Source organism: Nannocystis bainbridge (genome assembly GCF_028368995.1).
GTDB lineage: Bacteria > Myxococcota_A > Polyangia > Nannocystales > Nannocystaceae > Nannocystis > Nannocystis bainbridge.
Genome location: NZ_JAQNDL010000001.1, coordinates 3,328,357 through 3,355,319, shown reverse-complemented (window position 1 = coordinate 3,355,319; position 26,963 = coordinate 3,328,357). Strand labels below are relative to the sequence as shown.

Below are 26,963 nucleotides of genomic sequence, written 5' to 3'. Positions count from 1 at the left end.
AACGGCGGCAGCCACGGTGAGGCCCCGAGCGCGGCGAGGACGGACCCCGACCGCGCGAGGTCGAAGGGACGAGGATTCCCGGGGCGCGGCGTGGTGGCCGAGATTGCGGTCGAGAGGGAGGGAGGCGTGATGCGAGGGCGGATCTGCGGGGAGCCGCGGTGGTGAGGGCGAGTGGACGGCGGCGCAGGTCGATGCCGTGGAGATGTGTGTCTGCGAGTGCGGCGTCGGTCGGCACGACCGGGGGACGGCTGCAGCGGGGCTTGTCGATGCTGCGAGGGGGCGTCGCAGCGGGTGGTGGGCGTGGGTGGATGCGGTAGCCGAGGCACCTGCGAAGGTGCGTCGCAGGCGGGCAGCGGAGGAACTGTGGCGAGTGACTGCGATGGCGGGGCGGCGGCAGCGACGCGGACGGGCAGGGCGTGCGGCCGGGTGACGCGGGTGCAGGCCGTCCGCCGGGTCGGTCGACTCGCCCGGAGGGGGCCAGGGGAGGGCTGAAAACGGCGTCCGGTCCGGTGCCGCCGCGCGGTGATTTCAGGCTATGGTCCCGCCCGCGATGAGCGGCGACTCCCACGGCACCTGGACCCTGGCGATCAGCGTGGCGGCGCTGGTGCTCGGCCCGGTGCTGCACGCGGCGGCCCGGCGCGAGCGGGGGACGATGGCGGCGCTCGACAGCTTCGTGCTGGTGGCGGTCAGCGGGCTGGTGGCGCTCGAGATCGTGCCGCGCGCGCTGGCGATGGCGGGCTGGCCGGCGTTCCTGGCGCTGCTGGCCGGGCTGGCAGGGCCGGCGATCGCCGAGGGGCCGCTGCGGCTGGCGGCCCGCGGGACGCACCGCGCGGCGCTGCTGCTGGCGATCGCCGGCATGGCGCTGCACGCGTTCACCGACGGGCTGGCGCTGGCGCTGGCGCACTTCGAGGAGGGCGATTCGCACGGGCTCGAGGTGGCGGTGATCGCCCATCAGCTGCCGGTGGCGGTCGGGGTGTGGTGGCTGCTGTCGCCGAGCGGGTTCGTGGTGGCGGCGGGGTCGCTGCTGCTGCTGGGGGCGGCGACGGTGGCCGGTTATGTGTTCGCCGACGCGTCGTTCGCGGCGCTCGACGCCAGCTGGCTGGGGCTGTTCCACGCGGTGGTCGGCGGGCTGTTGTTGCATGTCGTGGGGCACAGGTCCCAGGAGACAGGTAGCCGCGGGGCCCGCATCGGCGCGGTGGTCGGCGGGCTGATGGGGCTGGGGGTGCTGGTGGCGCTGGCCGCCGAGACGCACGGCGAGGCGGACCCGCTGGCGCGCACGCTGGCGTCGCTGGGCGGGCTGGTGCGAGAGAGCGCGCCGGCGCTGCTGCTGGCGTACGCGCTGGCGGGGCTGGTGTCGGGGCTGATGCCGGAGGCGCCGGTGCGGTGGCTGCGACGCGGAGGGCCGGCCGGGCAAGCGCTGCGCGGGATGGTGGTCGGGCTGCCGCTGCCGCTGTGCTCGTGCGGGGTGGTGCCGGTGTACCGCAGCCTGCTGCAGCGCGGGGTGCCGGCGGCGGCGGCGATGGCGTTCTTCATCGCCACGCCGGAGCTGGGGGTCGACGCGATCTTGCTGTCGTGGCCGCTGCTCGGGGCCGAGATGACGGTGCTGCGGGTGCTGGCGGCGGCGCTGGTGGCGTGGCTGGTCGGCTGGTGGGTCGGCGGGCAGGCGCGGCGGCTCGGCGGGAGCGTCGAGGCGGAGGCGGGGCCGCGCGGGCCGGCGATGGTGCGGCTGCTGCAAGGGCTGCGCACGGGGTTCGGCGAGCTGGTGGACACGACGGCGCCGTGGATCGGGCTGGGACTGCTGGTGGCGGCGCTGATCGAGCCGTGGATCGATCCGTCGGCGTTGACGGCGATCCCGGGGCCGCTGCAGGTGCTGCTGTTCGCGGCGCTGGGGGTGCCGATCTATGTGTGCGCGTCGGGAGCGACGCCGCTGGTGGCGGCGCTGCTGGCGAAGGGGCTGTCGCCAGGGGCCGCGCTGGCGTTCTTGCTGACGGGACCGGCGACGAACGCGACGACGTTCGGGGTGCTGGCGCAGGAGCACGGGCGCGCGACGGCAGCCCGCTTCGCAGCGGCGATGCTGGTGCTGGCGGCCGGGCTGGGGATGCTGGTCGACCTGACGCTGCCGGACCTGCGCGGAGTGGCGGGGGTGCAGCCGGATGCCGGGCACGGGCCGCTGGCAGAGGTGGCCGCGTGGGCGCTCGGCGGGCTGTTCTTGTTGTCGTTCGTGCGCCAGGGGCCGCAGGCGTTCTTCGCGAGGTTGTGGGAGCGCGAGGGGCATTCGCATGATCATGGGCATGATCATGGGCATGATCATGGGCATGGGCATGATCATTCGCATGTGCACTCACATTCGTACGACGATGCGCATGTGCACTCGCGAGCGCATGAGCACGAGCATTCACACGAGCATTCACACGAGCACGGGCACACGCATGGGCACGGGCACGGGCACGGGCATGCGCACGGGCACGGGCACGAGGACTTGCACGGGCATGGGCATTCGCACGAGCATCATGCGGATGAGCATCACTCGCACGAGCATCATGCGGATGAGCATCATGCGGATGAGCATCATTCGCACGAGCATCATGCGGATGAACGTCATTCGCACGAGCATCATTCGCATGAGCATCATGCGGATGAGCACGGTAAGGGAAGAAATCGCGGCTGACGATCGCTGCGGGGCGGCTTGGTCCGCGGCGCCGGGAGTGAAGTGGGCTCTCGGGGTGGGCGGCGAGGCTGGGGACGGACCGATCGGGGGGCGAGGGGGAGGTGGCCTCCTCCGATAGGGGCGCTGCCGATCGGCGTCGCGCCGGGCTAGACTTTTTGCCGTGGCGGACCTCCTGGGCGACTTCGCGGAGAGCACCGAGCGCCGAACCGACGAGGCATGGCTCGCGCATCAGCAGCGCCTGGCGCACCTCGCGGAGGTGGCACAGGGCCTCGGGCCCGAGCGTGGGGCTGAATTGCTGCGGCGCGTGTGGGCGGCCGCGGAGTACCGCGATGTCTTTTGGCGGATCGCCAGGCTCGTCGTGGCGTGGGGCGCGGGCGGCGTGGCCGTCTTGCGCACCAAGCTCGTCGAAGATCCCTCGCGCACGATCGGCGTCGTCGTGCAGGCGAAATCTTACGGCGCGGAGGGGCTCGACGCGCTGCTGCCCGAGCTTCGTGCGCTCGCCTCGGACAACGACCCGGAGCTGGCGGACGCTGCGGCCAGCGCGTGCGACTGGCTCGACGGCGCCCGCGACGAGGACTGACTGCCGGGGCGCGGCGGCGCGAACTCGCGAGACCGGGTGCCAGGCGCCCCTCTACACATTCTCGTCATGTCGACCGTGGGCCGGGGGTGCAACACCGCGGCTTCCGCTCGGATGATTTTGCCGTGTCGGGCCGCGTTCGAGCTCGCCGTGGCTTCGCGGACCCGGGTGATTCGAGCGCGCGCGCCTGGAGCCGCACGCACGCGCGGGCCGGCAATGGATGTGGGGGACGTGAACACGGTGAGGCGGGTGAGCGCGTGGGCCAGATCGCGGGCGTGAGTGTGGCGGGTGGCACTTTTGGCGCGCGGCGGGGCAGGCGGGCGCTCCGGAGCGGGCTGGGGCGGGCTGGCGATCGCCTGCGGACCGGTGTTCTGCAGCGCACGCTCGCCGGGCGGTCGCGGATCAGGGGGGTGCGTCACAGATGCGACCGTGTGCCGAATGTCAACATTCGGCGATTGACGGTACCGCGGTGTGCAGCAGAGTTTCACACGACGACGGGGGCGGACGGACGTACGGCCCGACCCGGCTCAGCGTCGAGGAGAAGAGAGAGTCATGCTATTTCAATCTACGAGCGTCCTCGCGGCGAGCCTGGTGTTCGCCATTCCTTTCATTCAAGACTGCGATCTGGGGCCGTCGGGCGGCGGCGAGACCGACGAAGACGACGACAACGACGAAGACGACGAAGACGACGACAACGACGACTGGGAGCCGGGCAACGAGTGCGAGCCGGAGGAGGACGACTCGGAGTGCCGCTCGTGCCTGCGGAGCTCCTGCTGCGACGGGGTCCAGGCCTGCGACGACGACCGCTCGTGCAGCTGCGTGCTCGGTTGTATGTCCGACGACTCCGCCGGCCTCGCCGTGTGCGCCCGGAGCCGTTGCGAGGTCACGGACATCACGGCCGCGCTCGAGCCGTTGACCCGGTACTGCGCCGTCGACGAGTCGTGCGGGGGGCGGTGGGGCTGCGAGGGCACCCTGGGGCTGCCGAAGCCGCAGTGAGCCGAGCTCGGTGCATTCTTCGGTATGATGAATGCACCGAGGGGCATGTTCGGCGGGGAGAACAGGCGGTGGATCGAGACGCCCTGACGGACAGGCTCGGCGCTGCGGAGTCGTCGACAGAGTGGTGAAGCAAAGCCCTCGGGACGGGCTGGTCACTCGGTGGGGCTGTCCTTCGGGACAGGCTCGTCGCCCGGTGACGCGGTCTCGCGGCAGGCTGGTCACCCGGATGGGCTGTCCCTCGGGACAGGCTGGTCACTCGGATGACGCGGTCCTGCGGGGTGAGCTGGTCACTCGAGGCGGGCAGTGCTTCGGGATGGGCTCGTCACTCGGAGGGAGGCTCTCCCGAAGGAGGGCGCGTCACTCGAGGCGGGCAGTGCTGCGGGATGGGCTCGTCACTCGGAGGCAGGCAGTGCTTCGGGATGGGCTCGTCACTCGGAGGCAGGCTCTCCCGAAGGAGGGCGCGTCACTCGGGGCGGGCTGTCCTGCGGGGTGGGCTCGTCACTCGGAGGGAGGCTCTCCCGAAGGAGGGCGCGTCACTCGAGGCGGGCTGTGCTGCGGGTTGGGCTCGTCGCCGGTGACGGGGCTGTCCTTCGGGACAGGCGCGTCACTCGGGCGGTGGGTCGAACTGGATGCCCTTGCTCTCGGCGGCGATGATGCCCTTGAGGTCGGCTTCGCTGCCGACCGCGACCCAGGCCCAGCCGGGCTCGCTCTTCTCGAGGTCGAGCCAGCGGGTGATGAAGGCGGCGGCCTCGTCGGGGGTGGCGGCGAGCATGGTCTCGGCGTCGCGGGCGAGGGCGGCGACGATCTCGCCGTCGGCGACGGAGAGGTCGAGGGCCTCGCTCCACAGCGCGGTCCAGTCCTCGCCGTCGACGCTGGCGGCGACCATGCGCGCGCCGAGCCACAGCTGGGCGGCGCCGATGAGGTCCTGGGCGAGGGGGCGCTCGCGCAGGTAGTCGCGGATGACGGTGAGCTCGCGGCGGAGGCGGCGGTTCAGCGGGTCGGCCTCGGAGGGGTCGGCGGCCTCGTCGGCGGCCTCGACCTCCTCGAGCGGGTCGGTGGCCGGCTTGCCGCGTCCGGCGGCGCCGAGCGGCACGTGGATCGTGAAGAGGCCGACGTCGCCGGTGATGCTGAGGCGGATGTCGAGCTCGGCCTGCAGGTGGCGCTGGACCAGGCGGGCGAGGCTCCGGTCGCGCACGCTGGCGAGGGGCAGCGAGCGGCCGAGGACCAGCAGGCTGCGGCTGCTGCGGGTCGTGCTGGGGGGCGGCGGGTCGACGCGCTCGAGCGGGGCGATCGGCGGGCGCTTGAGGTGAAGAGCCGGCGGGGCGGCCGGGCGCGGGCCCTGGCGCAGGCGCACCAGCGCCTCCTCGGCGGGGCCGCGGGCGGCGAGCAGCTTGGTCCGCGGCTTCCAGCGGCCGGCCAGGTCGGACAGGCCGCCGTCGTGGCCGGCGAGGGTGTCGCCGGCGTGCACGATCAAGAGGGCGCTGCGCGGGTCGGTGAGGGCCTCCCAGGCGTCGCGCAAGGCGGTCTCGGAGGCCTCTTGCACGGCGTTGGCGGTGATGAGCTCGCCGGCCGCGACGTCACCGAGCAGGCGGGTGGTGAGGGCCCCGAGCGCGCGGGCTTCGGCGTCGGGCGGGCGCAGGTCGTGGGCGACCTGCTTGCGGGCGCGCACCAGCGGGCCCTCGAGCGCGGGGGCGGAGAAGATGTCGCCGAGGCCGGCGAGGATCGCCGGGAGCTCGGCGTCGACGCCGTGCACGGAGACCTCGTAGCGACCGGCGCGCGGGGTGAACTCGACCCGCAGCGACAGGCGGGCCGCCAGGGCCTCGAGCTCGAGGGCGACGCTGCGGGCGGCGATCAACGCCGGCGCGCCCTGGAGCGCGGGCTTGAGGTCGCCGGTCGGAAAGACCAGGCGCAGGTGGACCGCGGGGGTGCCCTCCTCGCGCAGCCAGTGGACCAGGAGGCCGTCGGCGAGCACGACCCGCTCGGGCGCGGGCCAGGGCGGGGCCAGGGCGCCGAGCGCCTCGGTCAGCGCCGGCGGCGGGGCGTCGTCGAAGATCTCGACCTTGACGGTGTCCTTGCGCTTGCAACCTGCCCCGAGAGACAGGAGCAGGCCGCTCAGCAGGCAGGCGGGCAGCCGGGGGCGTCGGGTCACGGCTTGGGCTCCGCGGCGCCGAGGAGGAGCGCGTCCTCGACGGTGAGGTTGAGGCCGGGGCGACCGGCGAGGCTGGTGAGGCCGAGCAGGTCGTCGCGGCGGCGGGGCACCGGGCTGTCCACCGGGACAGGTCCGGGGTAGCGCGCCGGCGAGCCGGCCAGCAGGCGGGCCAGGCCGAGCGCGGTGCGGGCGTAGAGGCGGGTCGCCTGGGCCATGAACTGGGCCTGGGCGGTGAGCAGCGGCGCGTCGGGGCCGCCGAGGCGGGCCAGGCGGGCGCGCAACAAGCCGGCCGGGTCCTCGGTGCCGACGGCCCGCATCACCAGGGCAGCGCGGCGCGGGTCGGGGTCGAAGTCGCAGCCGATCCGCGACTTGCGGGGCTCCTCAGCGGCCGGCTTCTGGCGGTTGAGGGCGCGGCAGATCGCCCCGGCCCAGGCCGAAGCGGCGCCGTCGGCCGGGATCGGCCAGGCGAACAGCGGCGGCTTGCCGGAAGCGGCAGGCGGGGCGGTCGGGAGGGCGGCCCTCGCCGGCGGCGGCGAGCGGACCGGCAAGGCGCGGGTGGCCGGGGGCAGGTCCTGGAAGCGCGCGCGGACCTGCTCGAGGATCGTCTCCGGCGGCTCGGGGGCGACGACGATCAAGGTGGCGCGGGCGTAGTTGAACTTGGCCGCCAGGACCGCGGCGAGGGCCGCCGGGGTGATGTCGGCGAGCGAGCGGTCGACGGCGCGGCCGTCGTGGCCGAGGCCGGGGGCGCCGTGCAGGGCGGCGAGGTCGGCCGGGCGCATGCCGGCGGGGCTGCGGGCGTCGCTGCCGGCCCAGCCGAGGCTGATGTCCCAGCGGCGCTTGTCGACGGTGGGGAAGCGCAGGCGCTGCGATTCGGCGAACAGGACCTCGTCGAGGCGGGAGATCGGGACCAGCGACTCGAACCGGGTCTGGCCGGCGCCGGTGGCCAGGAGGTGCACGCCGCCGGCGTCCTGGGCGGCGGCGATCGCCTCGCCGGGGCGCAGCTCGCGGTTGCCCTGGTGGAGGTGGTAGGCGAGGGCGTGCATCAGGCCCGGATGCTCGGGCGGGTCGTCCTCGCTGCCGGTCTCGACGGCGAGCACGACGGCGGCGACCGGGAGGCTGAGATCGCGGGCCGCGAGCACGCGCAGGCCGCTCGGCAGGACGATGTCGAGGACGGTGTCGGCGGCCGGGCTGTCCTTGGGGGCAGGTTCGGCGGGGGCCGGCGCGGGCTGGGTCGCAGCGGGGGCAGGCGCAGGGGCCGGAGCGGCCGGGGCGGCGCGGGCCGAGGGCTCACCGACGCCGAGCCCGAGCAGGGCGAGCGCCGCGCCGAGGGCGCGGGGGCGGCGAGGGACGAGCATGCTGGATGGTGGTATCCGCTGGCGCCGAGGAGGGCAAGGATCTGTTCGCCTCGGGCCGGCCCGGGGCGCCTGTCGGCCCTCACTGGACCGGAGTGAACAGCGGCTCGCCGAGGGTGTCGACGCCGAAGCCGCCGATCAGGCGCCGGCCGGCAGGGGAGCGCAGGAATTCGGCGAAGGCGCGCGCGCCCTCGATGTCGCCGCCGCGCTCCGGAGCGGGCTCGAGCACGGCGTGGACGTTGTCGAGGTCGGAGCCGCCCTGAAACAGGATGGCGAGCCCGAGATCGCCGCGGCGGGCGAGGAAGGTGGCACGGTCGCTGAGGGTGAAGGCGTGCTCGCGCGCGGCCTGGCGCAGCGCCTCGGCCATGCTGCCCTGGAACGGGAGGATGAAGGCGCTCTCGCCCGGGATGCCGGCGGCGGCCCACAGCTGCAGCTCGCGCTGGTAGGTGCCGGAGTCGTCGCCGCGCGAGACGAAGCGGCGGCCGGAGCCGGCGACGGCCCGCAGGGCGCCGCGCATGTCGGCCGCGCCGGCGACGATGCCGGCGTACTCGACCGGGCCGACGAGCACGTAGGCGTTGCGCATGACCGGGGTGCGCCCGCCGATCCGCCCGCTCGCCAGGGCCTGGGCCTCCTCGACCGGGCTGTGGGTGAGGGCGACGTCGGCCCGACCGGTGGCGAGCAGGTCGATGGCCCGCCGCGAGCCGACGGCGAGGACCTCGAGCGGGCGGCCGTGCGCGGCCGAGAAGGCCGGGCCGAGGACCGCGAGCAGGCCGCTGTCGTGGACGCTGGAGGTGGCGGCCAGCCGCAACGGCCGGGCCCGCTCGCGGCCGCCGCAGGCGAGCCAGGCGCCCAGCGGCAAGACGAGGCGCGCGACGGCCCGGCGGGTCCACATGCGGGCAGCATGATCGCCGTCGGGCGGGGAGACAAGCATGCGCGGCCGGAGGCGGTCTTTATGGCCTCATGGACATGTTTTTAAAGACATGTCCATGAGGCCATGTTGTTGGGCGCGCTGTCACTCCTCGACGTCGGCGACCATGCGGAAGTGGAACCGGCGCGTGCCGCCGGCGTCGACCCAGACGTTGACCCACTTGCAGCCCAAGGCTTCGTCGGCGGGGTCGTCCACGATGCAGCCGTAATTGGTGTAGACGAACGATTGATGGGTGTTGTGCTTGACGAACCACGAGCCGTCGCCGCCCGAGCCCGTCTTCAGGCGCAGGACCACGTCGCCGCGGTTGGGACAGACCGTGCCGCGGGTCTGGAAGGCGTCGTCGACCCATCCGTTGGCGCTGGTCGCGTGGTCGAGGCAGAGCTTGAAGTCGGTGTCGAGGCCGCCGCCGACCTCGCAGGCCGACTCCGCCTGTTTGTAAAAGGTCGTGTCGCAATAGCCCGAGAGCGCGGGCGAGGGGGCCGGCGCGGCGGCGAGCGGCAGGTCGCCGCGTCGGGCGCCGAGCGGCTGGTCGCCGAGGGCCTGCGCGACCTCGGCCAGGGCCGGGGGCATCGGCGCGTCGGCGGCCGCGTCGGCCCACACGGCCGACAGCGAGCGGCCGGCGAGCGCGTCGGGGCCGAACTTCGGACCGCTGGCCGGGGCTCCGGCGCTGGCGATCACGAGCTCGCCGGGCGATGGTGCGTAGATCTCGAGCAGCTCGTCGGGCTGGACTTCGACGCGGGCCAGCAGGCGCATGGTGTGGTCGCGGTCGGCGTTGGCCTCGACGATGCTGCGGGACAGCGGGCCGAGCGGCCTGCCGAGCGAGTCGAGCGCCTCGGCGGCGTCGAGGCCCGCGGCGTCGGGCTCGTCGGCGAGATCGCAGCCGAGGGAGGCCAATGTCAGTACCACGAACGCGTTGAGCACAATGCGCATGTCGACTCCGGAGCGGCGCTGGGCCGGAGGGGAAGATCGTCGAAGCGCGCCGTCGTGCGGCGCTTGCGAGGGACGCTTCGAAGTAGTCCCCGCCGAACCGCGAACGATTGGTCGGACCGGTGTTTTTTCGCCGGCTGCGGGCCACGGGCCGCCGGACTGGCGTCGGACCTGCGGGCAGCGCGGCGCGTCTGGTTGCCAGACACGTGGAAGGACCCGGACCGCGTGAAGAGAAACGGCCTTATCATCCCGGGGCCATGAACCGGCGCTTCACGATCAAGCCGACCGACCTGCCGGCGATCGCGGCCTTCGAGTGCGTCGCGCGGCACTGCAGCTTCACCCGCGCGGCCGACGAGCTGGGGGTGTCGACGTCGGCGCTGTCGCAGACGGTGCGCAAGCTCGAGCGCCACCTCGGGGTGCTCCTGCTGCGCCGCACGACCCGCAGCGTGAGCCCGACCGATGCGGGGGCGCGCTTCCTCGCCGGGATCGCGCCCGGGCTGGCGCAGCTTCACGAGGCCTGCGAGGCGCTCGAGGGCGAGGGCGAGGCGCCGCGCGGGCTGGTCCGGGTGGCGCTGTCGCGGGTCACGTACACGCTGTTCATCGCCCCGCACCTGGCCCGCTTCGGCCGCGAACACCCGCACGTCCGGCTCGAGTTCGGGCTCAGCGACGGGCTCAGCGAGGTCGTCGGCGAGGGCTTCGACGTCGGCATCCGCCTCGGCGAGGCCATCCCGCGCGACATGATCACGGCGCCGCTCGGCGGGCCGCAGCGGCTGGTGGTCGTCGGCGCGCCGGAGTATTTCGCCAGCCGGCCGCGGCCGACCGCGCCGCGCGACCTGCTCGACCACGACTGCATCCGCCTGCGCTTCGTCACCAGCGGCCGGCTGCTGCGCTGGTGGCTCGGTACCGGCGAGGACGAGGTCGAGCTCGACGTCGACGGCCGCATCATCCTCAACGACATGGTGGCGATCGCCGAGGCGGCGACCGCCGGGCTCGGGCTGGCGCAGGTGTTCGCCGGGCTGGTGCGCGCGCCGCTGGCCGAGAAGCGGCTGGTCCACGTGCTGCAGCGGCACTGCGCCGAGTTCCCGGGGTTCTCGTTCTATTACCCGAACCGCGCGCACATGCCGGTCAAGCTGCGCTGCTTCCTCGACTTCTTCCGCGCGGCCAACCGGCCGCGCGGGTGAGGACATGATTTAATAGACATGGCCTCGCGGGCGTGCGCGAAGGGGCATGTCCTCGCGGACATGCCCCTCAGAACATGCGCGATCGGGCAGGCCCGATCGGACAGGCGGCTCAGCGGCGGCCGAACAGGGTCCGGCCGGGGTACTGGGCCGACTCGCCGAGCTGCTCCTCGATGCGGAGCAGCTGGTTGTACTTCTCGACGCGGTCGGAGCGGGAGGCCGAGCCGGTCTTGATCTGGCCGGCGGCGGTGGCGACCGCGAGGTCGGCGATGAAGGTGTCGCCGGTCTCGCCGCTGCGGTGGGAGATGACGGCGCGGTAGCGGTTGTGCTGGGCCAGGCGGACGGCCTGGAGGGTCTCGCTGAGGCTGCCGATCTGGTTGACCTTGACGAGGATGCTGTTGGCGATCCCGCCGTCGATGCCGCGCTGCAGGCGCTCGGGGTTGGTGACGAACAGGTCGTCGCCGACGAGCTGGAGCTGGCCGCCGAGGCGCTCGGTGAGCAGGCGCCAGCCGGTCCAGTCGTCCTCGGCCATGCCGTCCTCGATCGAGACCAGCGGGTACTTGGCGGCCAGGTCGGCGTAGAGGCCGACCAGCGCGGCGCCGTCGAGCTCGCGCCCGCCCTCGCCGGCGAGCACGTAGACGCCCTTCTTCTTGTCGTAGAACTCGGAGGCGGCGACGTCGAGGGCGAGGCTGACCTGCTCGCCCGGCTTGTAACCGGCGGCCTCGATCGCCTGCACGAGCACCGCCAGCGCCTCGCCGTTGCTGGCCATGTCGGGCGCGAAGCCACCCTCGTCGCCGACGGCGGTGACCTTCTTCTGCGAGCGCAGGATCTTCTTGAGGTTGTGGAAGATCTCCACGCCGGCCCGCAGCGCCTCCGAGAAGCTGTCGAAGCCGTGCGGGACGAGCATCGTCTCCTGGAAATCGAGGTTGTTGTCGGCGTGCGCGCCACCGTTGATGACGTTCATCAGCGGGACCGGCAAGACGTTGGCGAGCGGGCCGCCGAGGTAGCGGTAGAGCGGCAGCTCGGCGTCGAAGGAGGCGGCGCGAGCGACCGCCAGCGAGACGCCGAGCACGGCGTTGGCCCCGAGCTTGGACTTGTTGGCGGTGCCGTCGGCGGCGAGGAGGGCCTGGTCGACCCCGAGCTGGTCGAGCGCGTCGAAGCCGACGACGGCGTCGGCCAGCGGGCCGTTGACGTGCTCGACGGCCTTCTGCACGCCCTTGCCGAGGTAACGCTTGGCGTCGCCGTCGCGCAGCTCGTGGGCCTCGTGCTCGCCGGTGCTGGCCCCCGAGGGGACGGCGAAGCGGCCGATGCTGCCCTGGTCGGTGACGACCTCGACCTCGATGGTGGGGTTGCCGCGCGAATCGAGGAGCTCCCGCCCGTGGACGCTGAGGATGACGCTCATGCGCGCGAAGGTAGCGCGCCCGCGAGGCCGCCGGCCAGGGGCGATCGCCATGCGAGGCGCTGAACGAATTGGCAGACGGGCGCACCGGCGGGGCGAAAACGCGGAGGTTTGCCGGAGAGGTCGCGCGGCTGCTCACTCGCAGAGACTTCGAGATCGCCCGCGGGCGGGCGAGCGAGGACCGCCGGGACCGCCTACGATGCGGCATGCGCAGAGCGCTTGTACTGTTGACGGCGGCGATCGGCTGCGGCGGAGATCCGTCTCCGAGCACCGGCGCGAGCGAGGCGACGACGACGACGACGGGGACCGCGGGGACGGAGGCGACGGCGCCGACCGAGCCGACCGGGACCTCGACGGCGGCGCCGACGACCACGGGGGCGCCGCTGCTCCCGGGCGAGTGCACGAGCCCGATCGAACCTGTGCTGTTGACCAGCGGGCGCGTGAGCCTCGATCCGAGCGGGCGGATGCTCGACGAGCACGGGCGCGATGTGCTGCTGCGCGGGGTCAACACCGGCGGGCGCTCGAAGTGGGCGCCGTTCGTGCCGTTCCCGATCGCGGCGGAGATCGATCCGGCGGGGTTCGCCGCCGAGGCGGAGCAGTTCTTCGCCCGGCTGCCGAGCTGGGGCATCAACGTGGTGCGGCTGCTGTTCTCGTGGGAGGCGCTCGAGCCAGCGCCGGGCGAGTACGACGCGCGCTACCTCGACCGCTACGCGGCGATGGTCGACGCGGCGTGGGCCCACGGGCTGCGGGTCGTGGTCGATTTCCATCAGGACGTGTACACGTCGACGTTCTGCGGCGACGGCTTCCCGCCGTGGACGTTGCAGCAAGACCCGATGCCAGCGCCGCACGAGTGCCCGGACGCCGACTGGGGCCTCAAGTACGTGCTCGACGGCGACGTGCGGTCCGCGTTCGACCGCTTCTGGGCCGACGAGGACGAGCTGCACGCCAAGTTCTTCGCGATGTGGGGCCAGATGATCGCGCGCATCGGCGACCACCCCGGGGTGGTCGGGCTCGAGATCGTCAACGAGCCGGGCTCGGGCACCGCGAACGACGTGCCGGCGTGGAAGCACGAGGTCCTCAATCCGTTCCACACCGAGGCGGTGGCCCAGCTGCGGGCGCTGGCCGGCGACGAGCTGCTGATCCTGTTCGACAACCCGGGCACCGACGCGGTCGGGTTCCAGCCGGTCGAGCACGTGCGGCCCGAGGGCTCGGGGCTCGTGTACGCCGCGCACATGTACGACGCGGGGCTGGTGAAGGGGCTGCCCTCGATCGGGATGATGCCGGAGCCGTACCTCGACGACGTCGCCGACTTCGCGGCAGCGGAGGGGCTGGGCGTGCTGATCGGCGAGTTCGGCTACGGGCACGGGGCGCCGGGCGCGGAGGAGTGGTTGGCCCGCGCGCTCGACCGCATGGACGCGCGCCGGCTGTCGGCCACGCTGTGGGAGTGCTCGCAGAACGAGGTCGACTGGAACGCGGAGGACCTGTCGGTGCTCGCGGCCGACGGCAGCGAGCGCGACTCGCTCGACGTGTTCGTCCGCCCGTACCTGCGCGCGGTGGCCGGCTCGGACAGCGCGTTCGCGTGGGACCAGACGACGGTCACGGCGAGCTGGACCGCGGACGGCGGGGTCAGCGAGATCGCCCTGCCGCCGCGCCGGTTCGACGGCGCGTCGCTCGACATCGAACTGGCGACGCGGACCGGCCCGGAGGGCGCATGCTGGACGCTCGACCGGGACCGCGGCGAGCTGCGTGTGCAGGCCCCGGACGGTGCGCAGGTCGAGGTGACGCTGAAGCTCGCCGACTGAGCCGTGACGACGCGCGTCGGCGAACGCGTGTCCGTATGGCTTTTGCGACATGTCCTTTCGGGCATGTGACGGCTGCGGGCGGCTCGTTTCCGCGCCAGCCGCCGGTCGGGCCCGGCGGGACGCTGGCGGGGGTTTCCGGTAAGGTGCCGGGGAAGTGACGAACGCGGGCCTGCGGGTGCGAGCGGCGCTGTCGCGGGCCGTCGCGGCGGGTGTCCGCGAGGACATGTCCCGAGAGGATGGTCAGCGGATCCGCCTGCTCAACGGGCTGGCGCTGCTCGGGATCGTGATGGCCTGCGCGGGTCACATGGGCACCGGCCGGCCGCTCGACCCGGCGCTCCTGGCCCACCTCGGGCTCACGGTCGGCGGCCTGGGAGCCGTGTTCGCGCTGCACGCCCGCGGCCGCCCGCGCGACGCGGCGCTGGTGTTCCACGTCGCGGTGATGACTTCGATCGTGGTCGGCTCGTGGACCCTCGGGCTCGACTACGGCAACTTCTTCATGCTGATCCTGGTGGCGGCGCTGCCGTTCCTGCTGTTCCCCAGCCGCGAGCCGACAGCGGCGCTGGCCACGGCGCTGGCAGCTTCGACGTGCCTGGCAGTGCTGGTCTACGGTTGGGACCTCGACGGCGACCTGGCCCGGCGCGTGGCCCAGTACGGGCCCAACCAGTACCTGCATCAGGGGCTGCTGGTGGCGATCACGCTGCTGGTCGGCTACGGCTCGCGCTCGTTCAACGCGATGGCCGCGGCAGACCTCGAGCACGAGCGGGCGAAGTCGGAGCGGCTGCTCCGCAGCGTGTTCCCGGAGGAGATCGGGCTGCGCCTGCAAGCGGGCGAGCAGGAGATCGCGGAGCGCCAGGGCGACGCGTCGGTGCTGTTCTGCCGGGTGATCGGGCTCGACCGCCCGGCCGAGGGCCAGACGCCAGAGGCGTACCTGGCCCGGCTCCACGCGGTGTTCGCCGCGATCGACCGCCGCTGCGCCGAGTTCGGGGCGGAGAAGATCAAGACGACGGGGACCAGCTTCGTCGCGGCGGCCGGGCTGCCGGTGTACCGCCCGGACCACGCGGAGGTGCTGGTGGCGCTGGGGCTGGCGCTGCGCGACGAGTTCGCGGCGACGCCGGGGATCGCGGTGCGCATCGGGGTCAACTCGGGGCCGGTGGTCGCAGGGGTGATCGGGCAGGTGCGACCGACGTACGACCTGTGGGGCGATACGGTCAACACGGCCCAGCGGATGGAGATGCACGGGCTGGCAGGCGAGGTCCACGTGTCGCCGCTGACGTTCGCGAAGATCAACCATCGCTTCGAGTGCAGCGGGCGCGAAGGGGTGGAGATCAAGGGCAAGGGGGCGATGAAGACGTACTTCGTCCGCGGAGCACGCAAGGCAGGGCGCGCGCCGTGAGCCTCCGGCGACTGCTGCGCCAGGGCCTGGCCCCGCACGCGGCGCCGCTCGAGCGCCAGCACGTGGTGTTCCTCCACGGGCTGTGCCTGCTGGCGATCGGCTTCACGGCGATCACGGTGCTGCTGAGCTCGATCTACGCGGCGGGCTCGCTGACAGGAGTGGTGTACGGGCTGTCGGCGGGGATCGGGCCGCCGATGTTCTCGCTGTGGCTGTCGACGAAGGGCCGTCACGCAGCAGCGGCGGTGATCTTCGCGCTGTACACGCTGCTCTCGACGGCCGGCGCGGTGTCGCTGTTCGGGCCGATCTACGGGCTGCAGTACTGGTACATGCCGGTGATCGTGCTGACGTTCATGCTGTTCCCGAGCGAGCGGCGGCGGACGGCGCTGGCAGTGGCAGGTCTCAACGCGGCGGCGTTCCTCGGCTTCTGCTTCGCGTTCGCGGTGGTGCCGGCGATGGGGGCGGCGCCCGAGGACGTGCGCAGCAACTTCCAGATCAACATGTCGCTGGTGGCGGCGGCGATGGCGGTGGCGACGTACTACGCGCAGCGGGTGACGGCGCGGACGCGCGACGAGCTGCGAGCGCTGCGCGGCCGCACGGACGCGCTGCTGGGGACGGTGCTGCCGGCCGAGTTCGTGGCGACGCTGCGCGAGGGCGGCGAAGGGGTGGGGCGACGTCACCCGCAGGTGAGCATCGTGGTGTGCGACATCGCCGGGTTCACGCGCCTGGCCGAAGAGGCAGCCGCGGAGGACATCGTCCGTGTGCTCAACGCGACGTTCAGCGCGTTCGATGCGGTCTGCAAGGAGCGTGGCGCGGACAAGGTGAAGACGGTCGGCGATGCGTATGTGGCGGCGGTCGGGCTGTCAGGCCGCGAGCCGTCAGCCCGCGCGGCGGTCGACCTGGCGCTGCGCATGCGCGCGGCAGTCGAGCGCGCAGAGGCCTGCCAGGCGCGCGCAATCCGGGTGCGCATCGGGGTCGGGACCGGCGAGGTGATCGCTGGGGTGGTGGGGACGAACAAGCTGGCCTACGACATGTGGGGGGCGGCGATCGAGGCGGCGTTCGCAATGGAAGAGCGAGCGACGCCGGAGCAAGTCGTGGTGGACGCGGCGACGTGGGCGGAGCTGACGGCGGAGGAGCGAGCTGCGGTGGTGCGCGGGGAGCCGGAGGGGTACCGCAGCCCGGCGACGGTGGGCTGAGAGGTCTGCTGGACAATCGAAAGGCCGCGAAGGTCGGGAGTCCTCGAGAAGGATCATAACGTGTCCCAAGGGACATGTTATTTCGACGGGTCTCGTGGTCGTCGAGTCCATGCGCGAATGCTGAGATCCGCAGCGTTCATCGCTCGTTCATCGGCCGCGTGTACGTGCTCCTGGTGGTGATGACGGCGCTCCTGTTCGAGCGCGGGCAATTTTTAGCGACGCCGTATCCGAGCGCTTCGCGCGAGCTCGCGGCGGGCTTCGAGGCGGCCGATGCAGACGAGGCGGTCGAGGATGACGACGTCCCGCCGACGGCGCACCAGGTTGCCGCGCTGCGTGACGCTCTCGCCGCGGTCGCGAGCGCTCGCTTCGCCGACGCTGCAGGGATGTTCGCCGCGTTCGCTGCGGCCGAACCGGGCGCGCCGGAGGCCGGGTGGCCCAGGTCGCTCCGAAGCGCCGGGGTGCGCTGCGCTCGGCGCTCGGGCAGGCGGCGATGATCGCCGCGGACGAGGCCATCGAGCGGCTCATCGCGCTCGAGTTCCCGGCCGACCTCGATTTCTTCGTCGAGGCGTGGAAGCGCAGCTCCGGTGTTGCGCGCTGGAAGGCGGAGTACCGCGAGCAGGTCCGCCGGCGCTCGCGGTCGGAGCGGTTGCTCCGCCGTTACTGGCGGGCATCTGCGAGCCGTCTCGAGCGGGCCCACGAGCGCACGCTCGCGGTCGCCAGACACGGCAGCGCGCCGGCGATCGTCGCGGTGTCGCTACACTTCGCGGTCGCGCTGGCGAAGCTGCAGGACGATCGCAGGTCCGAGGTCGATGTGCCCGCCGGGTTCGCAGCTTTTCCGGCGTGCATAGAAGACCTCGCGGATCCATGGGTCGAAGAGGTGCTGGCGCTGCTCGCCGGGTGTGCCCGGATGGCCCGCGCGCGTGGTGGCTCATCTCCCGAAGTTCACGCTTGCTTCGACGGCATCGGCGACTACGACCCCGCCCCGAACGACTCGCCCGTGGCCGAGCTCTTCGAGCCGCTCGGCTGAGGGTTGCATCTGGGGAATTGAGCGCTCACGAGCGACCAGCGCGGTTGCGGCGGGACGGCCTAAGGACTGACGAATTTGTGGTGATCGACAGCCGGGGGGCGAGACCGTCGCCAAGACCCACGGCGGCGACGCCGCTATGCGCAAGGTCGAGTTAGATCGGTTCCGACAGGCCGAGCTCACTCATGCGGCAGCGCCCCGGGCGAGCGCCCTGCCGTGTTGGAACCGGCGCCGCCCAACTCTGCGTTCGGCGCCCCCGCGCCGGTTTCCAGTGCCTCGGGGGGTACTTCCCCACCGGCCGGCATCGCCCTCCGGCGTTGCCACAACCCGAGGCCAAGCGAAGTAACGAGCAGAGCCAGGAATGCCAGGAGCTTGACCGGCCAGCTCGGGTAGAAGATCGCCAGCCCGAAAGCGACATTGGACACGAGCTGGGCGACGGCTGCGCCGCGCCCGAACAGCCTCTCGTACCCGTCGTCCCAGGTTTCGGCCGTCGCCACGAGCGACGGCTCTGGCCGTGGCTCGCGTGATGGCACGAGGGCGCGTGACGACGCGTCAGGAGGCTCCGGGAGGGCCCTCGATGTAGTCTCGGCGGCTGCATCCGCGGGACCTTCTGGTGGATCGGTTCGGGGGCCGGCGAGCGCCCGCACCCGCTGGCGAGCCAGGTATTTCCTGGAGTACCGCTCCACCAGCCCGCCCCAGACCCCGTAGAACGCCAGGAATCCCAGCGCCTGCTGCCACCACACGAGGGCGAAGAGGTCGAAGAGGCTGAAGAAGACCGCGGCGCCGGCCCAGAAGACGATGGAGATGGGCGTCAGCCACGCGCGAGACCAGAACTGGTTCGTCGCCAGGAAACCCCACCGCTGCGGCGGCAGGGGTCTGTACGGCGTAATTCGCTGCGAGTCCAAAGCCCCCTCCTCCTTGCTCACCCGTTCTGCGCGCCGTTGCACTTGTTCGAAATATAGTGCGAAACGGCCCCGTAGGCGCTCCCCCCGGCCTTGCCGCACGTCACCGGATTCTTGATGAAGATGCCGCAGGTCGCGCCGATCAAGATGCCTGCCGTGGCGCCGGCGATCCCGGCGGCAGCCGTGCACTTGAGGCTCCGGTCTTCGGTCGGCTCGGTGGGCGCGGCGGCGAGCGCTTCCGCGACCTCATCCTCGCGCCAGACCTGCAGGATGCTCGCCGCGACCGCTTCCACCTGCTCCGGGCGGAAGCCAGCGAGGTCGACTGTCTCCCAGACGACCGTGTCGCCTGCGAGCTCGAACTCCGCGACGACGGCGGCGCCTACGAGCACGAGCCCGTGACCGGAGCCATCGTCGTCTTCATGCGCGGCGATGGTGACCGCACCGACGCTGCTCAGATTGAAGTTGACCTCGAGGTCCACGCCGTCGTTCAGGTCGACGACGGCCGCGACTTCCTCGAGCACCACGGGCATCGCCTCCAGACGGGCGAGAAGATCGTACGCGCTGGGCGTCGTCGGGGTGGTCGTCGTGGCGAGTGCGAACATGGTAGCGATGAGAGACATTGTATCCTCCTTACAGGGTGAAGACTCAGAGAGTGAGAGTGAGCGAGTCGTTCATCACGACACGCGCTCGTCCTGAGAGTGACGCGACGATGCCTCGCGGATCATGAGCCGTAGCGCCTTAAACCGTGTGTTTTGACCGCCAAACACGCTTGGCGCCCCCCAAGCGTACTTGGTGTCCCAAAAGACAGCTCGCCAGAGATCATCCTTTACGGCCTGCGCACGCCGGTGTGGCGCAGCGCTACCCCGTTGCCGGCGAGCCCGCCAGCAAGACACAGCGCCATCACTTCCGCCGGCTCGGGAACCAAGTCGTCGTCCCGCTCGTATTTCCCGGTTATCGCCGCTCGCGGGCGGCCGCGGATCACGTCGCGCTGATAGACGCGTACACGTGGCGATGCGGCGCAACATTGCCGTCTTGGGCGTGTCGCCCTCGCCGGCGCCGTCGGCAGGCGTGGTGATGCGCCGTGCACGAGGCCCTGGCTGGCCATCGGGACCTTGGCTCCCCCGGGCCAGTGGGGATGCGCCCTCCTGGTCCTTGACGACCCAATGGGGATGCGCCCTCCTTCGACGACATCCGCAGGCACCCCGAGCGGGCTCCCCCGGGCCAGCGGGGATGCGCCGTACGAGCTCAAGAGCCGCGGGGTGGAGATCCCAGCTCCCCCGCGCCAGAAGGGCACCCTCTCCCAGCTCTCCGTTGGTGCGGGCTTCCCCGCGCCAGCGAGGATGCGCCGCCGCGCCAGCGGGGATGCGCCCCTCTGCCACGCGCCGGACGGCAGCGCAGTCAGGGCTCTCCCGCGCCAGCGGGGATGCGCCCGCCCGGAGGTTCGCCGCGACGAGGTTGCCGCCGGCCCCGCGCGCCAGCGGGGATGCGCCCTTGGCCTGGAAGATGAGGGGGTCTTGGACGATGGCTCCCCCGTGCCAGCGGGGATGCGCCGCCGCAGCCCGTCAAGCTCGGCCGTCGCGGGCTCCGAGGACGTGCCACACGTGCATTTCGCCAGTGCCCTTGACATTGACGACACCGCCGGACACGCACGCGAAATCGTCCTCGATCAGCGCATGAGTCGAGTCGGTGATCTGAACGACTCCGCCGCTCCCCTGCGATTCCATTCGGCTAGCGACATTCACCGTGTGGCCCCACAGGTCGTAGACGAACTTCTTGCGGCCGATCACGCCAGCAGTCACCGGCCCGGAGTTGATCCCTATGCGCAGCGCCAGGCGCCGTCCCTCGAACCGGTACTCCGTCATGAACGCCTGCATAGCCAGCGCTAGCCGCGTCAGTGCGTGGGCATGGTCATCGGTGGGCCTGGGGACCCCGGCGGCCGCCATGTAGCAGTCGCCGATGGTCTTGATCTTTTCCACGCCGAGCCGCTCGGCCATCCGATCGAACTCGGAGAACAGCTCGTTCAAGAGGTCGACGACGGCGCCGGGCGAGAGCTTCGCCGCTAGTGGTGTGAACCCGACGAGGTCCGCGAACAGAATGCTGGCGCTCTCGAGGTGTTCCGCGATGGTTCGCTCGGACTCTTTGAGCGTATCGGCGATCTCTCGCGGCAAGACGTTGAGGAGCAAGCGCTCCGACTTGACCTTCTCGGCCTCCAGCTTCCTCTCTGCGGCGAGGTTGAGGCGCTGAAAATAGACGAACGAGGAGACAAAAATCAGGCAACTCACCGCCGCGTTGATCGTGACGGAGAGCGAGCCCTCGAGCGGGTTTGCGTCTAATCCCGAAAGCTTCGGGATGATCGGCATCATCGTGTCCATCCCGACGAGACAGACGGCGACCCACACGATGCCGGCGATCATTTTCCGCGGCTCTTCGATGCCGAACACGAGGAGCGGCCCGGCGATAACCGACAGCAGCGCGAACTTGAAGCTGAGGAGCGGAGTGTCGCTGATGATGCCAGCCGCCGCGACGATGAAGATCGGCGGAAGAACGGTCAGCACGCCGCGCGAGAGGTCGTACCGACGCGCGCGGTTGATCAAGGGGATCGAGGCATAGGCGAGGGCCGCTGCGAACAAGACGAGGACCATGCGAACGTCGGCGCCGAGGACCCCCCAGAACAGCGAATTTCCCGTGAACACCAGGACGCCCGCAGTGAAGCCGAGCTTGTTCGTCAGCTCGACCTTTCGCCGCAGATGTTCGTCCAAGCCGGAGTCGACGCCGGCCCGGGATATCCTGCGCCAAAGGTGGACCCGCGCCATGCCAACGCTGAACGTACCATGATGATCGCGCGCGCCGGCCCGGGCGTCGACGAGCAGCCGTAGCGAGCTTCACCGCGCAGGGCTATCGTAAGCCCTCGCTGTGTACAGTGCCGCCCGAGCCGTCAGCGTCGGGAGGTCGCCAGCAGGGATGCGCCGGCGCTGCAAGTTTCCCCCTGCCGACGGGAAGCGCCCATGTAGCCCGACCCGACAGCGAGTCCATGCGCGGCTCCCCGCTCCAGTGGAGATGCGCCGTGTGTGACCGCGGGTAGGTCCACGATGAGTTGACGGCTCACCTGCGCCAGCGGAGGATGCGCCGCGGCAGGGCCACAAACTTGGTGGCATTTTGGTGGCCCTGGCGGGCCGAGCGGGCGAGCGCGTCGGGTCGCCCGCCGATGACGGCGGTCCGCCCGCGGCGCTGGCCAGGGCGGCCGGCCCGCGCAGGGGAGATCCGCCGCGTATCACGGACAAAGGGCGCTTTTACGAGGCCGTCCGGCGAAATTGCGGCGACTTGGCGGGGGCCGCGGCGCTGTGGCATCCTCGCGGGATGGCAGCCACGCCCATCGACAACGACGCCCGCGCGCAACAGCTCGCCCGCGCGATCGCCTCGGACATCCAGCTCTACAACAAGCAGAAGATCGAGGAGGCGCTGATCAACGACAACTTCTTCGATGCCCTCGGCGAGGAGATCATGGAAGGTCGTGACCTGTTCCGCGGCCGCGTGACGCCCGAGCTGTTCCGCAAGAACTACTACGACCGCGCCATCGTCGACCGCGTGATCAAGCCGATGGCGAGCCTCAAGACCCACATCTGGTAGGCTCCGGGCCTGCGACTCCACCTCGGAAACGACGCCATCGGGCGTCGCCTCGACCAGGCCCTCGTCGCCGAACTCGCCCGCCAAGGGAGCCCTTGTACGCGCTCCCAGCTGGCCCGCGCGTTCGCGGCGGGGAAGGTGTGCGCGGCCGATGGGGCGGCGCTGAAGGCGTCCCGCGTGGTCGATGCCGAGGTCGAGGTGGAGCTCGAGCTGCAAGCGCCCGAGCCGCTGCACGCGACGCCCGAGGCGCTGCCGCTCACGGTGGTGTTCGAGGACGAACACCTGCTGGTGATCGACAAGCCGGCCGGGATGGTGGTCCACGCGGGTCCCGGGCACTCGCACGGGACGCTGGTCAACGCGGTGCTGCACCACCTGGGGATCGGGGCCGAGTCGCTGCCGGTGCTGCCCGGCAACGACGCGACCCGGCCGGGGATCGTGCACCGCCTGGACCGCGATACGAGCGGGCTGCTGGTGGTGGCGAAGCACATGCGGGCGCAAGAGGGGCTGGCGGCGCAGTTCCGCCGGCATTCGCTGCGCCGCCGCTATCTCGGGGTGGTCCGCGATGCGCCGACGTTCGCCGAGAAGACGCTGCGCACGGGCCACGCGCGCGATCCGATCGATCGCCGCCGCTTCACGTGGGAGGCGCGCGACGGCCGACGCGCCGTGACGCACGTGCGCACGCTGCAGCGATTGACCGGCGCGGCGGTGCTCGAGTTCCGGCTCGAGACGGGACGGACGCACCAGATCCGGATGCACTGCCGCATGCTCGGTCATCCGATCGTCGGCGACGTGCTGTACGGCGGGCTCGGCGGGCCTGCTGCGATCCGTGGGCTGGCGGAGGGGCTCGGACGCCACGCGCTGCACGCGGCGGTGCTCGGGTTCCAGCACCCGATGTCAGGGGATGAGCTCGACTTCGAGAGCCGGCTGCCGCCCGAACTGCGCGCGCTGATCGTGGCGCTCGGCGGCGCAGAGCCGTGAGGCTCGTTCGCCAGAGGTGCCGGTCGGCGGCAGGGTGAGGCTCGCAGGACGCGACCTCGAGGAGCGCTCGAGGGCCGAGCCCACGCCGAGCGTCGCGCTCGCCGGGGCGGGAGCAGGGAGAATCAACGGGCTCGAAGTGGCGAGGCACATGCATCGAGCCGCGCGACCGCCCGGATTGTTGCGCTCGACGGCGGGGGACCCTAAGAGGTCTGGGTGCTCGCCCGCGCCGCGCTGTTCGCCTCCCCACGCCTCGTCCACGGCTTCACCGATCGCAACGGCGGCGTCAGTCGCGGGCGCTTCGAGAGCCTCAACCTCGGTCGTCGCTGGGGCGACGAGCCGGGCAACGTCGACGAGAACCTGCGCCGGGTGGCGGCGGCCGGTGACTTCGCGCCGGAGCAGCTGCGGCTGGTGCGGCAGGTCCACGGGGCGACGGCGTGGCGCGCGTCGGCGTTGACGACCGGCGCGGAGGGCGACGCGCTGTGGGCCCGCGCGGGCGACGGGCCGCTCGTGGTCGGGGTGATGACGGCCGACTGCGTGCCGGTGCTGCTGGCCGATCGCGCGGCGACGGCAGTGGCAGCGATCCACAGCGGCTGGCGCGGGACGGTGGCGAACGTGGTCGGGGCGACGGTGGCGGCGCTGAAAGACGATGGGGTCGAGCCGTCACAGCTGATCGCGGCGATCGGTCCGTGCATCGAGGTCGAGGCGTTCGAGGTCGGCGAGGAGGTCGCGGACCAATTCGCAGCGGAGCACGTACGCCGAGAGCCCGGAGCGCGGCCACACGTCGATCTGGTGGCGGCAGTCCGGGCTCAGCTGGTGGCGGCAGGTGTCCCGAAGGACAGCATCGAACGCGTCGGCGGGTGCACCTGCCAGCACCCGGAGCAGTACTTCAGCTATCGCCGCGACGGCGCGGGCATCGGGCAGATGCTCGCGTTCATCGGCATTCGCTAGGCGCCGGTCGGCGCCCGGAAGCTACTCGGCGGCGGGCGCCGGTGCGGGCGCCGGCTCCTTCTTCTTGCCGTCGACGGTCAGGTTTCCGTACTGATCGGCGAGGCTCTCGCGCTTGCTGCCGAAGATGCCCTGGAAGGTGAACAACATCATCCAGGCGAACATCAGGGTGAAAGCCCCGACGACGACGATTTGGAGGATGCCTCCGACGTCGGAGACCGGGGGCTTGGAAGCTTCGAGCTCCCACTTGTTGTCGGCGATTTCAGTAGCGGACATGGCTGCTCTCCAGGCGCCCGTGGGCGAGCACGCAGCAACCTAGCACGAGCGGCGCCGACGAAACAAGCCGAGCGCACGCCCCAGAGCCGGCGGACGCCGCGCCTGGGCGGCCCGGGCGCGGCGAGCCGGAGATCTCGCAGGCCCAGGTCCAGCGAGAGGCCAGGCCGCGGGAGATCGGACAGCGGCGAGCGCGGGGCCGGCGCTGCGCGTCTTCGCCAGCCGGCCAGCCGCCCGGGGAGGGCTCTGGAGCCCAGGCCCGCGGTCGCTGCTCCGGGACGGTTCGGGGCGACCGTCACCCGCGGGAGAGAGGTCGCAGTGTCGTCTGTCCGAAGAGACATGTGACTGTAGCGACCGTGTGCGAGGAGGCGGGGCGATTCGCTTCGCCTGTTCGAAAGACGCGGCCGCAGCCATCCTCGTCGAGGGGGATGACCGCCAGCGGTCGCGGCTCGCCGGGCCTGTCGGAAGGGACAGAGTGGACGACCGCGCGAGGCGGTGGCGGCTCGCGCGGTCTGTCCGAAGGGACGGTCGCGCGAGGCGGAGATGGTTCTCCGGTCTGTCCGAAGAGACAGGTTTTTCTGCGGCCAGTGCGCCTGTTCGAAGGGACAGGCGGAGACTCAGCGGTAGCGGCCGCCGGTGGGGCTGGAGCTCTGGCGCGGGGCGGCGGCGCCGGACAGCTCGAGGCCGTAGGACGGGAGCAGCTGGCCGGTGAGGGTCTGCAGCTCGACGGTCGCGCGCAGGTAGTCGATCTGGGCCGAGAGGGCGTTGAACTGGGCCAGGGCGAGCTCGTCCTGGCGGAACAGCACGTCGTAGCTGGTCGAGCGGCCGACGCGGAAGCGGGCCTCCTCGGCGCGCAGGTTCGACTCGGCCAGGCGCACGGCCTCGCTCGTGATCGTGAGGCGCGCGCTGGCGGTCCGCATGGCGTTGACCGAGCGGATGACCGACATCGAGATCTGCTGCTGCGACTTTTGCAGGTTGTACTCGGCCTTGCGGATCTCGAGGACCACGCGCTCGTGGTTGGCCTTCGGGGTGCGGCCCTGGATGTCGAAGTTGAAGTTGAGCGAGCCGCTGATGTTGAAGTCGGCGAACGGGCCGGTGTTGAAGTTGACCTTGGCGACGTCGGTGGCGGTGAAGAAGTTCTGGAACGCCTCGGGCCACGAGGCCCGCTTGGCGGAGATGCCGGTGTCGACGTTGGCGATCTGGTCGATGCTGCGGCCCTGGGGGGCGAACTGGAACCGGAAGTCGAGGATCGGCAGGCGAGCGTTGGCGGCCACGAGCTCGTCGACGCGGCGGCTGGCGATGCCGATCTCGAGCGAGCGCAGCTGCGGGTTGGCCTGGAACGCCTTCTTGATCTCGCCCTCGAGGTCGATCTCCCGCGGCGCGAGGGCCTGCGGGTCGGTCTGCGGCAGCACGCCGAGGACCTTGCGGCCCGAGAAGTCCTGGCCCATGAACTGCCGCAGGGTCAGGCTGCGGTCGAGCAGGGTGTTCTCGGCCAGCACGACCTCGTTCTCGCGCGCGACGAGAGACTGATAGATGGTGTCGAGGTCGAGCTGCGACTTGCGACCGGCCGCGACCTCGGCCTTGACGCGGCGGTGCTGCTCGGAGGTGGTGGAGGCGCTGCGGCGCTTGTTCTCGAGGTCGCGCGAGGCGAACAGGACATCCCAGTAGGCGAGGATGATGTCGTGGATGGCCGTCTGCGCCATCTGCAGCTGGTTGGCCTCCATCTGCGTGCGCGCGATCCGGGCCCGGTCGATGTCGGCCCGGTTGACCCGCACGCCGGCGTTGCGCAGCAGCGGATGGGTCAGCGTCAGGCTCGGCGAGACGAAGTACGCGTTGAGCGAGCGGACGCCGGCGGCCGCGTTCTGGATGTTGAGCGGCTGCAGGGTCGAGCTGCGGGTGGTCGTGACGGTGAAGTTGACCGTGCCGCCCGACTCGAGCTTGCGCTCGAAGCCGAAGTTGCCGGACAGCTGCTGCTGGCCGACGTTGAAGGTCAGCTGCGAACCACGCTGAGGCGTGACGGCCTTGCTGGCGGTCGCGCCGGCGAGGAAGAACACGTCGTAGGCGCCGAGCGCGGCGGTGATCTGCTTCTCGGTGATGGCGATGTCGATCGCGCTGTTGCGCAGGTCGATGTTGCCGTCGAGGGCGCTCTTCAGCACGTCGCTGAGCGACAGCGACTCGGCCGCGAACGACAGCGGGTAGAGGCTGGCCGGGTCGGGGGCAGGCGCGCTGGGCTGCGTCGCCTGGTCCGAAGGACCTGTCCCCGGGGGCATGTTCGTCGGGGCAGCCTCGGGCCGCGGCCGCATCAACGGGGTGCGCGGGGCGCTGGGATCGGAGGAGGTCGGGGGCCGGGTCGCCGGCGGCGTGACGCTGGTGGGCGACTGGCCGAAGTTGACGCCGGGCGCCGGACGGGCCTCGACCGGCGGCGGGTTGGCCCGCTGCTGAACATCCACGGGCATGCCGGTGTTCGGGTCGAGGGTGCCCGGCGCGGGGGCGTCGAGCAGGGCGGCGAGCACGGTTACGGTGAGGCCCAGCACGGATCCAGAGGGGAAGTAACGCCCGGGGCCGGCGGGGTCAAGCGGCACCTCCCGGGTCGGTGGCCGGGCTGGAGCCCCGCGCAGCCGTCGGCGCAGGGCCTGGCCAGGAGGCTCCTGCGGA

General features: G+C 71.8%; 22 protein-coding genes. 12 read left to right on the top strand and 10 right to left on the bottom strand.

The annotated features are described in order from the left end of the window. Positions 1–550 precede the first annotated feature (550 nt). The 3 genes from POL25_RS13110 to POL25_RS13100 all read left to right on the top strand — a co-directional run bounded on the left by POL25_RS13110 (position 551) and on the right by POL25_RS13100 (position 4,241). Entirely contained in the window at positions 551–2,668 is a 2,118-nt protein-coding gene (locus POL25_RS13110; protein WP_272086320.1) for a permease, read from the top strand. A 160-nt stretch (positions 2,669–2,828) separates the two neighbouring features. Then, complete coding sequence (locus POL25_RS13105) at positions 2,829–3,248, top strand: hypothetical protein (protein ID WP_272086319.1); 420 nt, start codon at positions 2,829–2,831, stop codon at positions 3,246–3,248. A 549-nt stretch (positions 3,249–3,797) separates the two neighbouring features. Further along, a complete protein-coding gene (locus tag POL25_RS13100) occupies positions 3,798–4,241 on the top strand; it encodes a hypothetical protein (protein ID WP_272086318.1) in 444 nt (147 codons plus the stop codon). A gap of 604 nt (positions 4,242–4,845) precedes the next feature. On the opposite strand, the gene POL25_RS13095 is transcribed toward POL25_RS13100, so the two are convergent. From POL25_RS13095 to POL25_RS13080, 4 genes are all read right to left on the bottom strand, one after another. Continuing rightward, positions 4,846–6,390 (bottom strand): hypothetical protein, encoded by a 1,545-nt coding sequence (locus POL25_RS13095; protein WP_272086317.1) that lies wholly within the window; start codon positions 6,388–6,390, stop codon positions 4,846–4,848. Continuing rightward, positions 6,387–7,745, bottom strand: coding sequence for a peptidase M16 family protein (locus POL25_RS13090; RefSeq protein ID WP_272086316.1), 1,359 nt, complete (start codon positions 7,743–7,745; stop codon positions 6,387–6,389). Before POL25_RS13090 ends, POL25_RS13095 begins: the two co-directional genes overlap by 4 nt. A 79-nt stretch (positions 7,746–7,824) precedes the next feature. After that, positions 7,825–8,634 (bottom strand): ABC transporter substrate-binding protein, encoded by an 810-nt coding sequence (locus tag POL25_RS13085; RefSeq protein WP_272086315.1) that lies wholly within the window; start codon positions 8,632–8,634, stop codon positions 7,825–7,827. A 120-nt stretch (positions 8,635–8,754) separates the two neighbouring features. Beyond that, the gene (locus POL25_RS13080; RefSeq protein WP_272086314.1) at positions 8,755–9,600 is read right to left on the bottom strand and encodes a hypothetical protein; all 846 of its coding nucleotides are present in this window, start codon (positions 9,598–9,600) and stop codon (positions 8,755–8,757) included. A 254-nt stretch (positions 9,601–9,854) separates the two neighbouring features. Between POL25_RS13080 and POL25_RS13075 the strand changes: the two genes are divergently transcribed. Then, on the top strand, positions 9,855–10,778 hold the full coding sequence (locus tag POL25_RS13075; protein ID WP_272086313.1) for a LysR family transcriptional regulator: 924 nt from the start codon (positions 9,855–9,857) through the stop codon (positions 10,776–10,778). A 109-nt stretch (positions 10,779–10,887) separates the two neighbouring features. On the opposite strand, the gene eno is transcribed toward POL25_RS13075, so the two are convergent. Further along, on the bottom strand, positions 10,888–12,177 hold the full coding sequence (gene eno / locus POL25_RS13070; RefSeq protein WP_272086312.1) for a phosphopyruvate hydratase: 1,290 nt from the start codon (positions 12,175–12,177) through the stop codon (positions 10,888–10,890). A 203-nt stretch (positions 12,178–12,380) separates the two neighbouring features. Here eno and POL25_RS13065 point away from each other — a divergent pair, with 203 nt between their 5' ends. The 5 genes from POL25_RS13065 (at position 12,381) to POL25_RS13045 (ending at position 17,589) form a co-directional block, all read left to right on the top strand. Further along, entirely contained in the window at positions 12,381–13,976 is a 1,596-nt protein-coding gene (locus POL25_RS13065; RefSeq protein ID WP_272086311.1) for a cellulase family glycosylhydrolase, read from the top strand. Positions 13,977–14,130: 154 nt separating this feature from the next. Further along, a complete protein-coding gene (locus POL25_RS44280) occupies positions 14,131–15,369 on the top strand; it encodes an adenylate/guanylate cyclase domain-containing protein (protein ID WP_272086310.1) in 1,239 nt (412 codons plus the stop codon). Continuing rightward, positions 15,366–16,562 carry an adenylate/guanylate cyclase domain-containing protein gene (locus POL25_RS44275; protein ID WP_272086309.1) on the top strand — a complete coding sequence of 399 codons (1,197 nt, stop codon included), beginning with the start codon at positions 15,366–15,368 and terminating at the stop codon, positions 16,560–16,562. Before POL25_RS44280 ends, POL25_RS44275 begins: the two co-directional genes overlap by 4 nt. A 74-nt stretch (positions 16,563–16,636) precedes the next feature. Continuing rightward, positions 16,637–17,056, top strand: a complete 420-nt coding sequence (locus POL25_RS13050; RefSeq protein WP_272086308.1) for a hypothetical protein — start codon at positions 16,637–16,639, stop codon at positions 17,054–17,056. Further along, positions 17,053–17,589 carry a hypothetical protein gene (locus POL25_RS13045; protein WP_272086307.1) on the top strand — a complete coding sequence of 179 codons (537 nt, stop codon included), beginning with the start codon at positions 17,053–17,055 and terminating at the stop codon, positions 17,587–17,589. The genes POL25_RS13050 and POL25_RS13045 overlap by 4 nt, the downstream gene beginning before the upstream one ends. Positions 17,590–17,765: 176 nt before the next feature. Here the strand turns inward: POL25_RS13045 and POL25_RS13040 are convergent, their stop codons facing one another. The 3 genes from POL25_RS13040 to POL25_RS13030 form a co-directional block, all read right to left on the bottom strand. Continuing rightward, entirely contained in the window at positions 17,766–18,491 is a 726-nt protein-coding gene (locus POL25_RS13040) for a hypothetical protein (RefSeq protein WP_272086306.1), read from the bottom strand. Between the two features lie 17 nt (positions 18,492–18,508). Further along, entirely contained in the window at positions 18,509–19,090 is a 582-nt protein-coding gene (locus POL25_RS13035; RefSeq protein ID WP_272086305.1) for a hypothetical protein, read from the bottom strand. A gap of 960 nt (positions 19,091–20,050) precedes the next feature. Beyond that, positions 20,051–21,301, bottom strand: a complete 1,251-nt coding sequence (locus POL25_RS13030; protein ID WP_272086304.1) for an adenylate/guanylate cyclase domain-containing protein — start codon at positions 21,299–21,301, stop codon at positions 20,051–20,053. A 544-nt stretch (positions 21,302–21,845) separates the two neighbouring features. On the opposite strand from POL25_RS13030, the gene POL25_RS13025 reads away from it, so the two are divergent. The 3 genes from POL25_RS13025 (at position 21,846) to pgeF (ending at position 24,038) form a co-directional block, all read left to right on the top strand. Then, positions 21,846–22,115: a hypothetical protein gene (locus POL25_RS13025; RefSeq protein WP_096328116.1), complete on the top strand. Its 270-nt coding sequence runs from the start codon at positions 21,846–21,848 to the stop codon at positions 22,113–22,115. Between the two features lie 9 nt (positions 22,116–22,124). Next, the gene (locus POL25_RS13020) at positions 22,125–23,090 is read left to right on the top strand and encodes an RluA family pseudouridine synthase (protein WP_276594037.1); all 966 of its coding nucleotides are present in this window, start codon (positions 22,125–22,127) and stop codon (positions 23,088–23,090) included. Positions 23,091–23,303: 213 nt separating this feature from the next. Continuing rightward, complete coding sequence (pgeF, locus tag POL25_RS13015) at positions 23,304–24,038, top strand: peptidoglycan editing factor PgeF (RefSeq protein ID WP_272086303.1); 735 nt, start codon at positions 23,304–23,306, stop codon at positions 24,036–24,038. Positions 24,039–24,059: 21 nt separating this feature from the next. Here the strand turns inward: pgeF and POL25_RS13010 are convergent, their stop codons facing one another. Further along, complete coding sequence (locus tag POL25_RS13010; protein WP_272086302.1) at positions 24,060–24,311, bottom strand: hypothetical protein; 252 nt, start codon at positions 24,309–24,311, stop codon at positions 24,060–24,062. A gap of 614 nt (positions 24,312–24,925) precedes the next feature. Next, on the bottom strand, positions 24,926–26,890 hold the full coding sequence (locus POL25_RS13005; protein WP_272086301.1) for a TolC family protein: 1,965 nt from the start codon (positions 26,888–26,890) through the stop codon (positions 24,926–24,928). Positions 26,891–26,963 lie beyond the last annotated feature (73 nt).

Excerpts from the sequence above, each read along its gene's own strand:
- POL25_RS13010 (WP_272086302.1), bottom strand. The coding sequence starts at position 24,311 with ATGTCCGCTACTGAAATCGCCGACAACAAGTGGGAGCTCGAAGCTTCC.
- POL25_RS13065 (WP_272086311.1), top strand. The coding sequence starts at position 12,381 with ATGCGCAGAGCGCTTGTACTGTTGACGGCGGCGATCGGCTGCGGCGGA.
- POL25_RS13045 (WP_272086307.1), top strand. The coding sequence starts at position 17,053 with ATGATCGCCGCGGACGAGGCCATCGAGCGGCTCATCGCGCTCGAGTTC.
- POL25_RS13050 (WP_272086308.1), top strand. The coding sequence starts at position 16,637 with ATGTTATTTCGACGGGTCTCGTGGTCGTCGAGTCCATGCGCGAATGCT.
- POL25_RS13025 (WP_096328116.1), top strand. The coding sequence starts at position 21,846 with ATGGCAGCCACGCCCATCGACAACGACGCCCGCGCGCAACAGCTCGCC.
- POL25_RS13110 (WP_272086320.1), top strand. The coding sequence starts at position 551 with ATGAGCGGCGACTCCCACGGCACCTGGACCCTGGCGATCAGCGTGGCG.
- eno (WP_272086312.1), bottom strand. The coding sequence starts at position 12,177 with ATGAGCGTCATCCTCAGCGTCCACGGGCGGGAGCTCCTCGATTCGCGC.
- POL25_RS13085 (WP_272086315.1), bottom strand. The coding sequence starts at position 8,634 with ATGTGGACCCGCCGGGCCGTCGCGCGCCTCGTCTTGCCGCTGGGCGCC.
- POL25_RS13080 (WP_272086314.1), bottom strand. The coding sequence starts at position 9,600 with ATGCGCATTGTGCTCAACGCGTTCGTGGTACTGACATTGGCCTCCCTC.
- POL25_RS13100 (WP_272086318.1), top strand. The coding sequence starts at position 3,798 with ATGCTATTTCAATCTACGAGCGTCCTCGCGGCGAGCCTGGTGTTCGCC.
- POL25_RS13030 (WP_272086304.1), bottom strand. The coding sequence starts at position 21,301 with ATGGCGCGGGTCCACCTTTGGCGCAGGATATCCCGGGCCGGCGTCGAC.
- POL25_RS13075 (WP_272086313.1), top strand. The coding sequence starts at position 9,855 with ATGAACCGGCGCTTCACGATCAAGCCGACCGACCTGCCGGCGATCGCG.
- POL25_RS13035 (WP_272086305.1), bottom strand. The coding sequence starts at position 19,090 with ATGTTCGCACTCGCCACGACGACCACCCCGACGACGCCCAGCGCGTAC.
- POL25_RS13090 (WP_272086316.1), bottom strand. The coding sequence starts at position 7,745 with ATGCTCGTCCCTCGCCGCCCCCGCGCCCTCGGCGCGGCGCTCGCCCTG.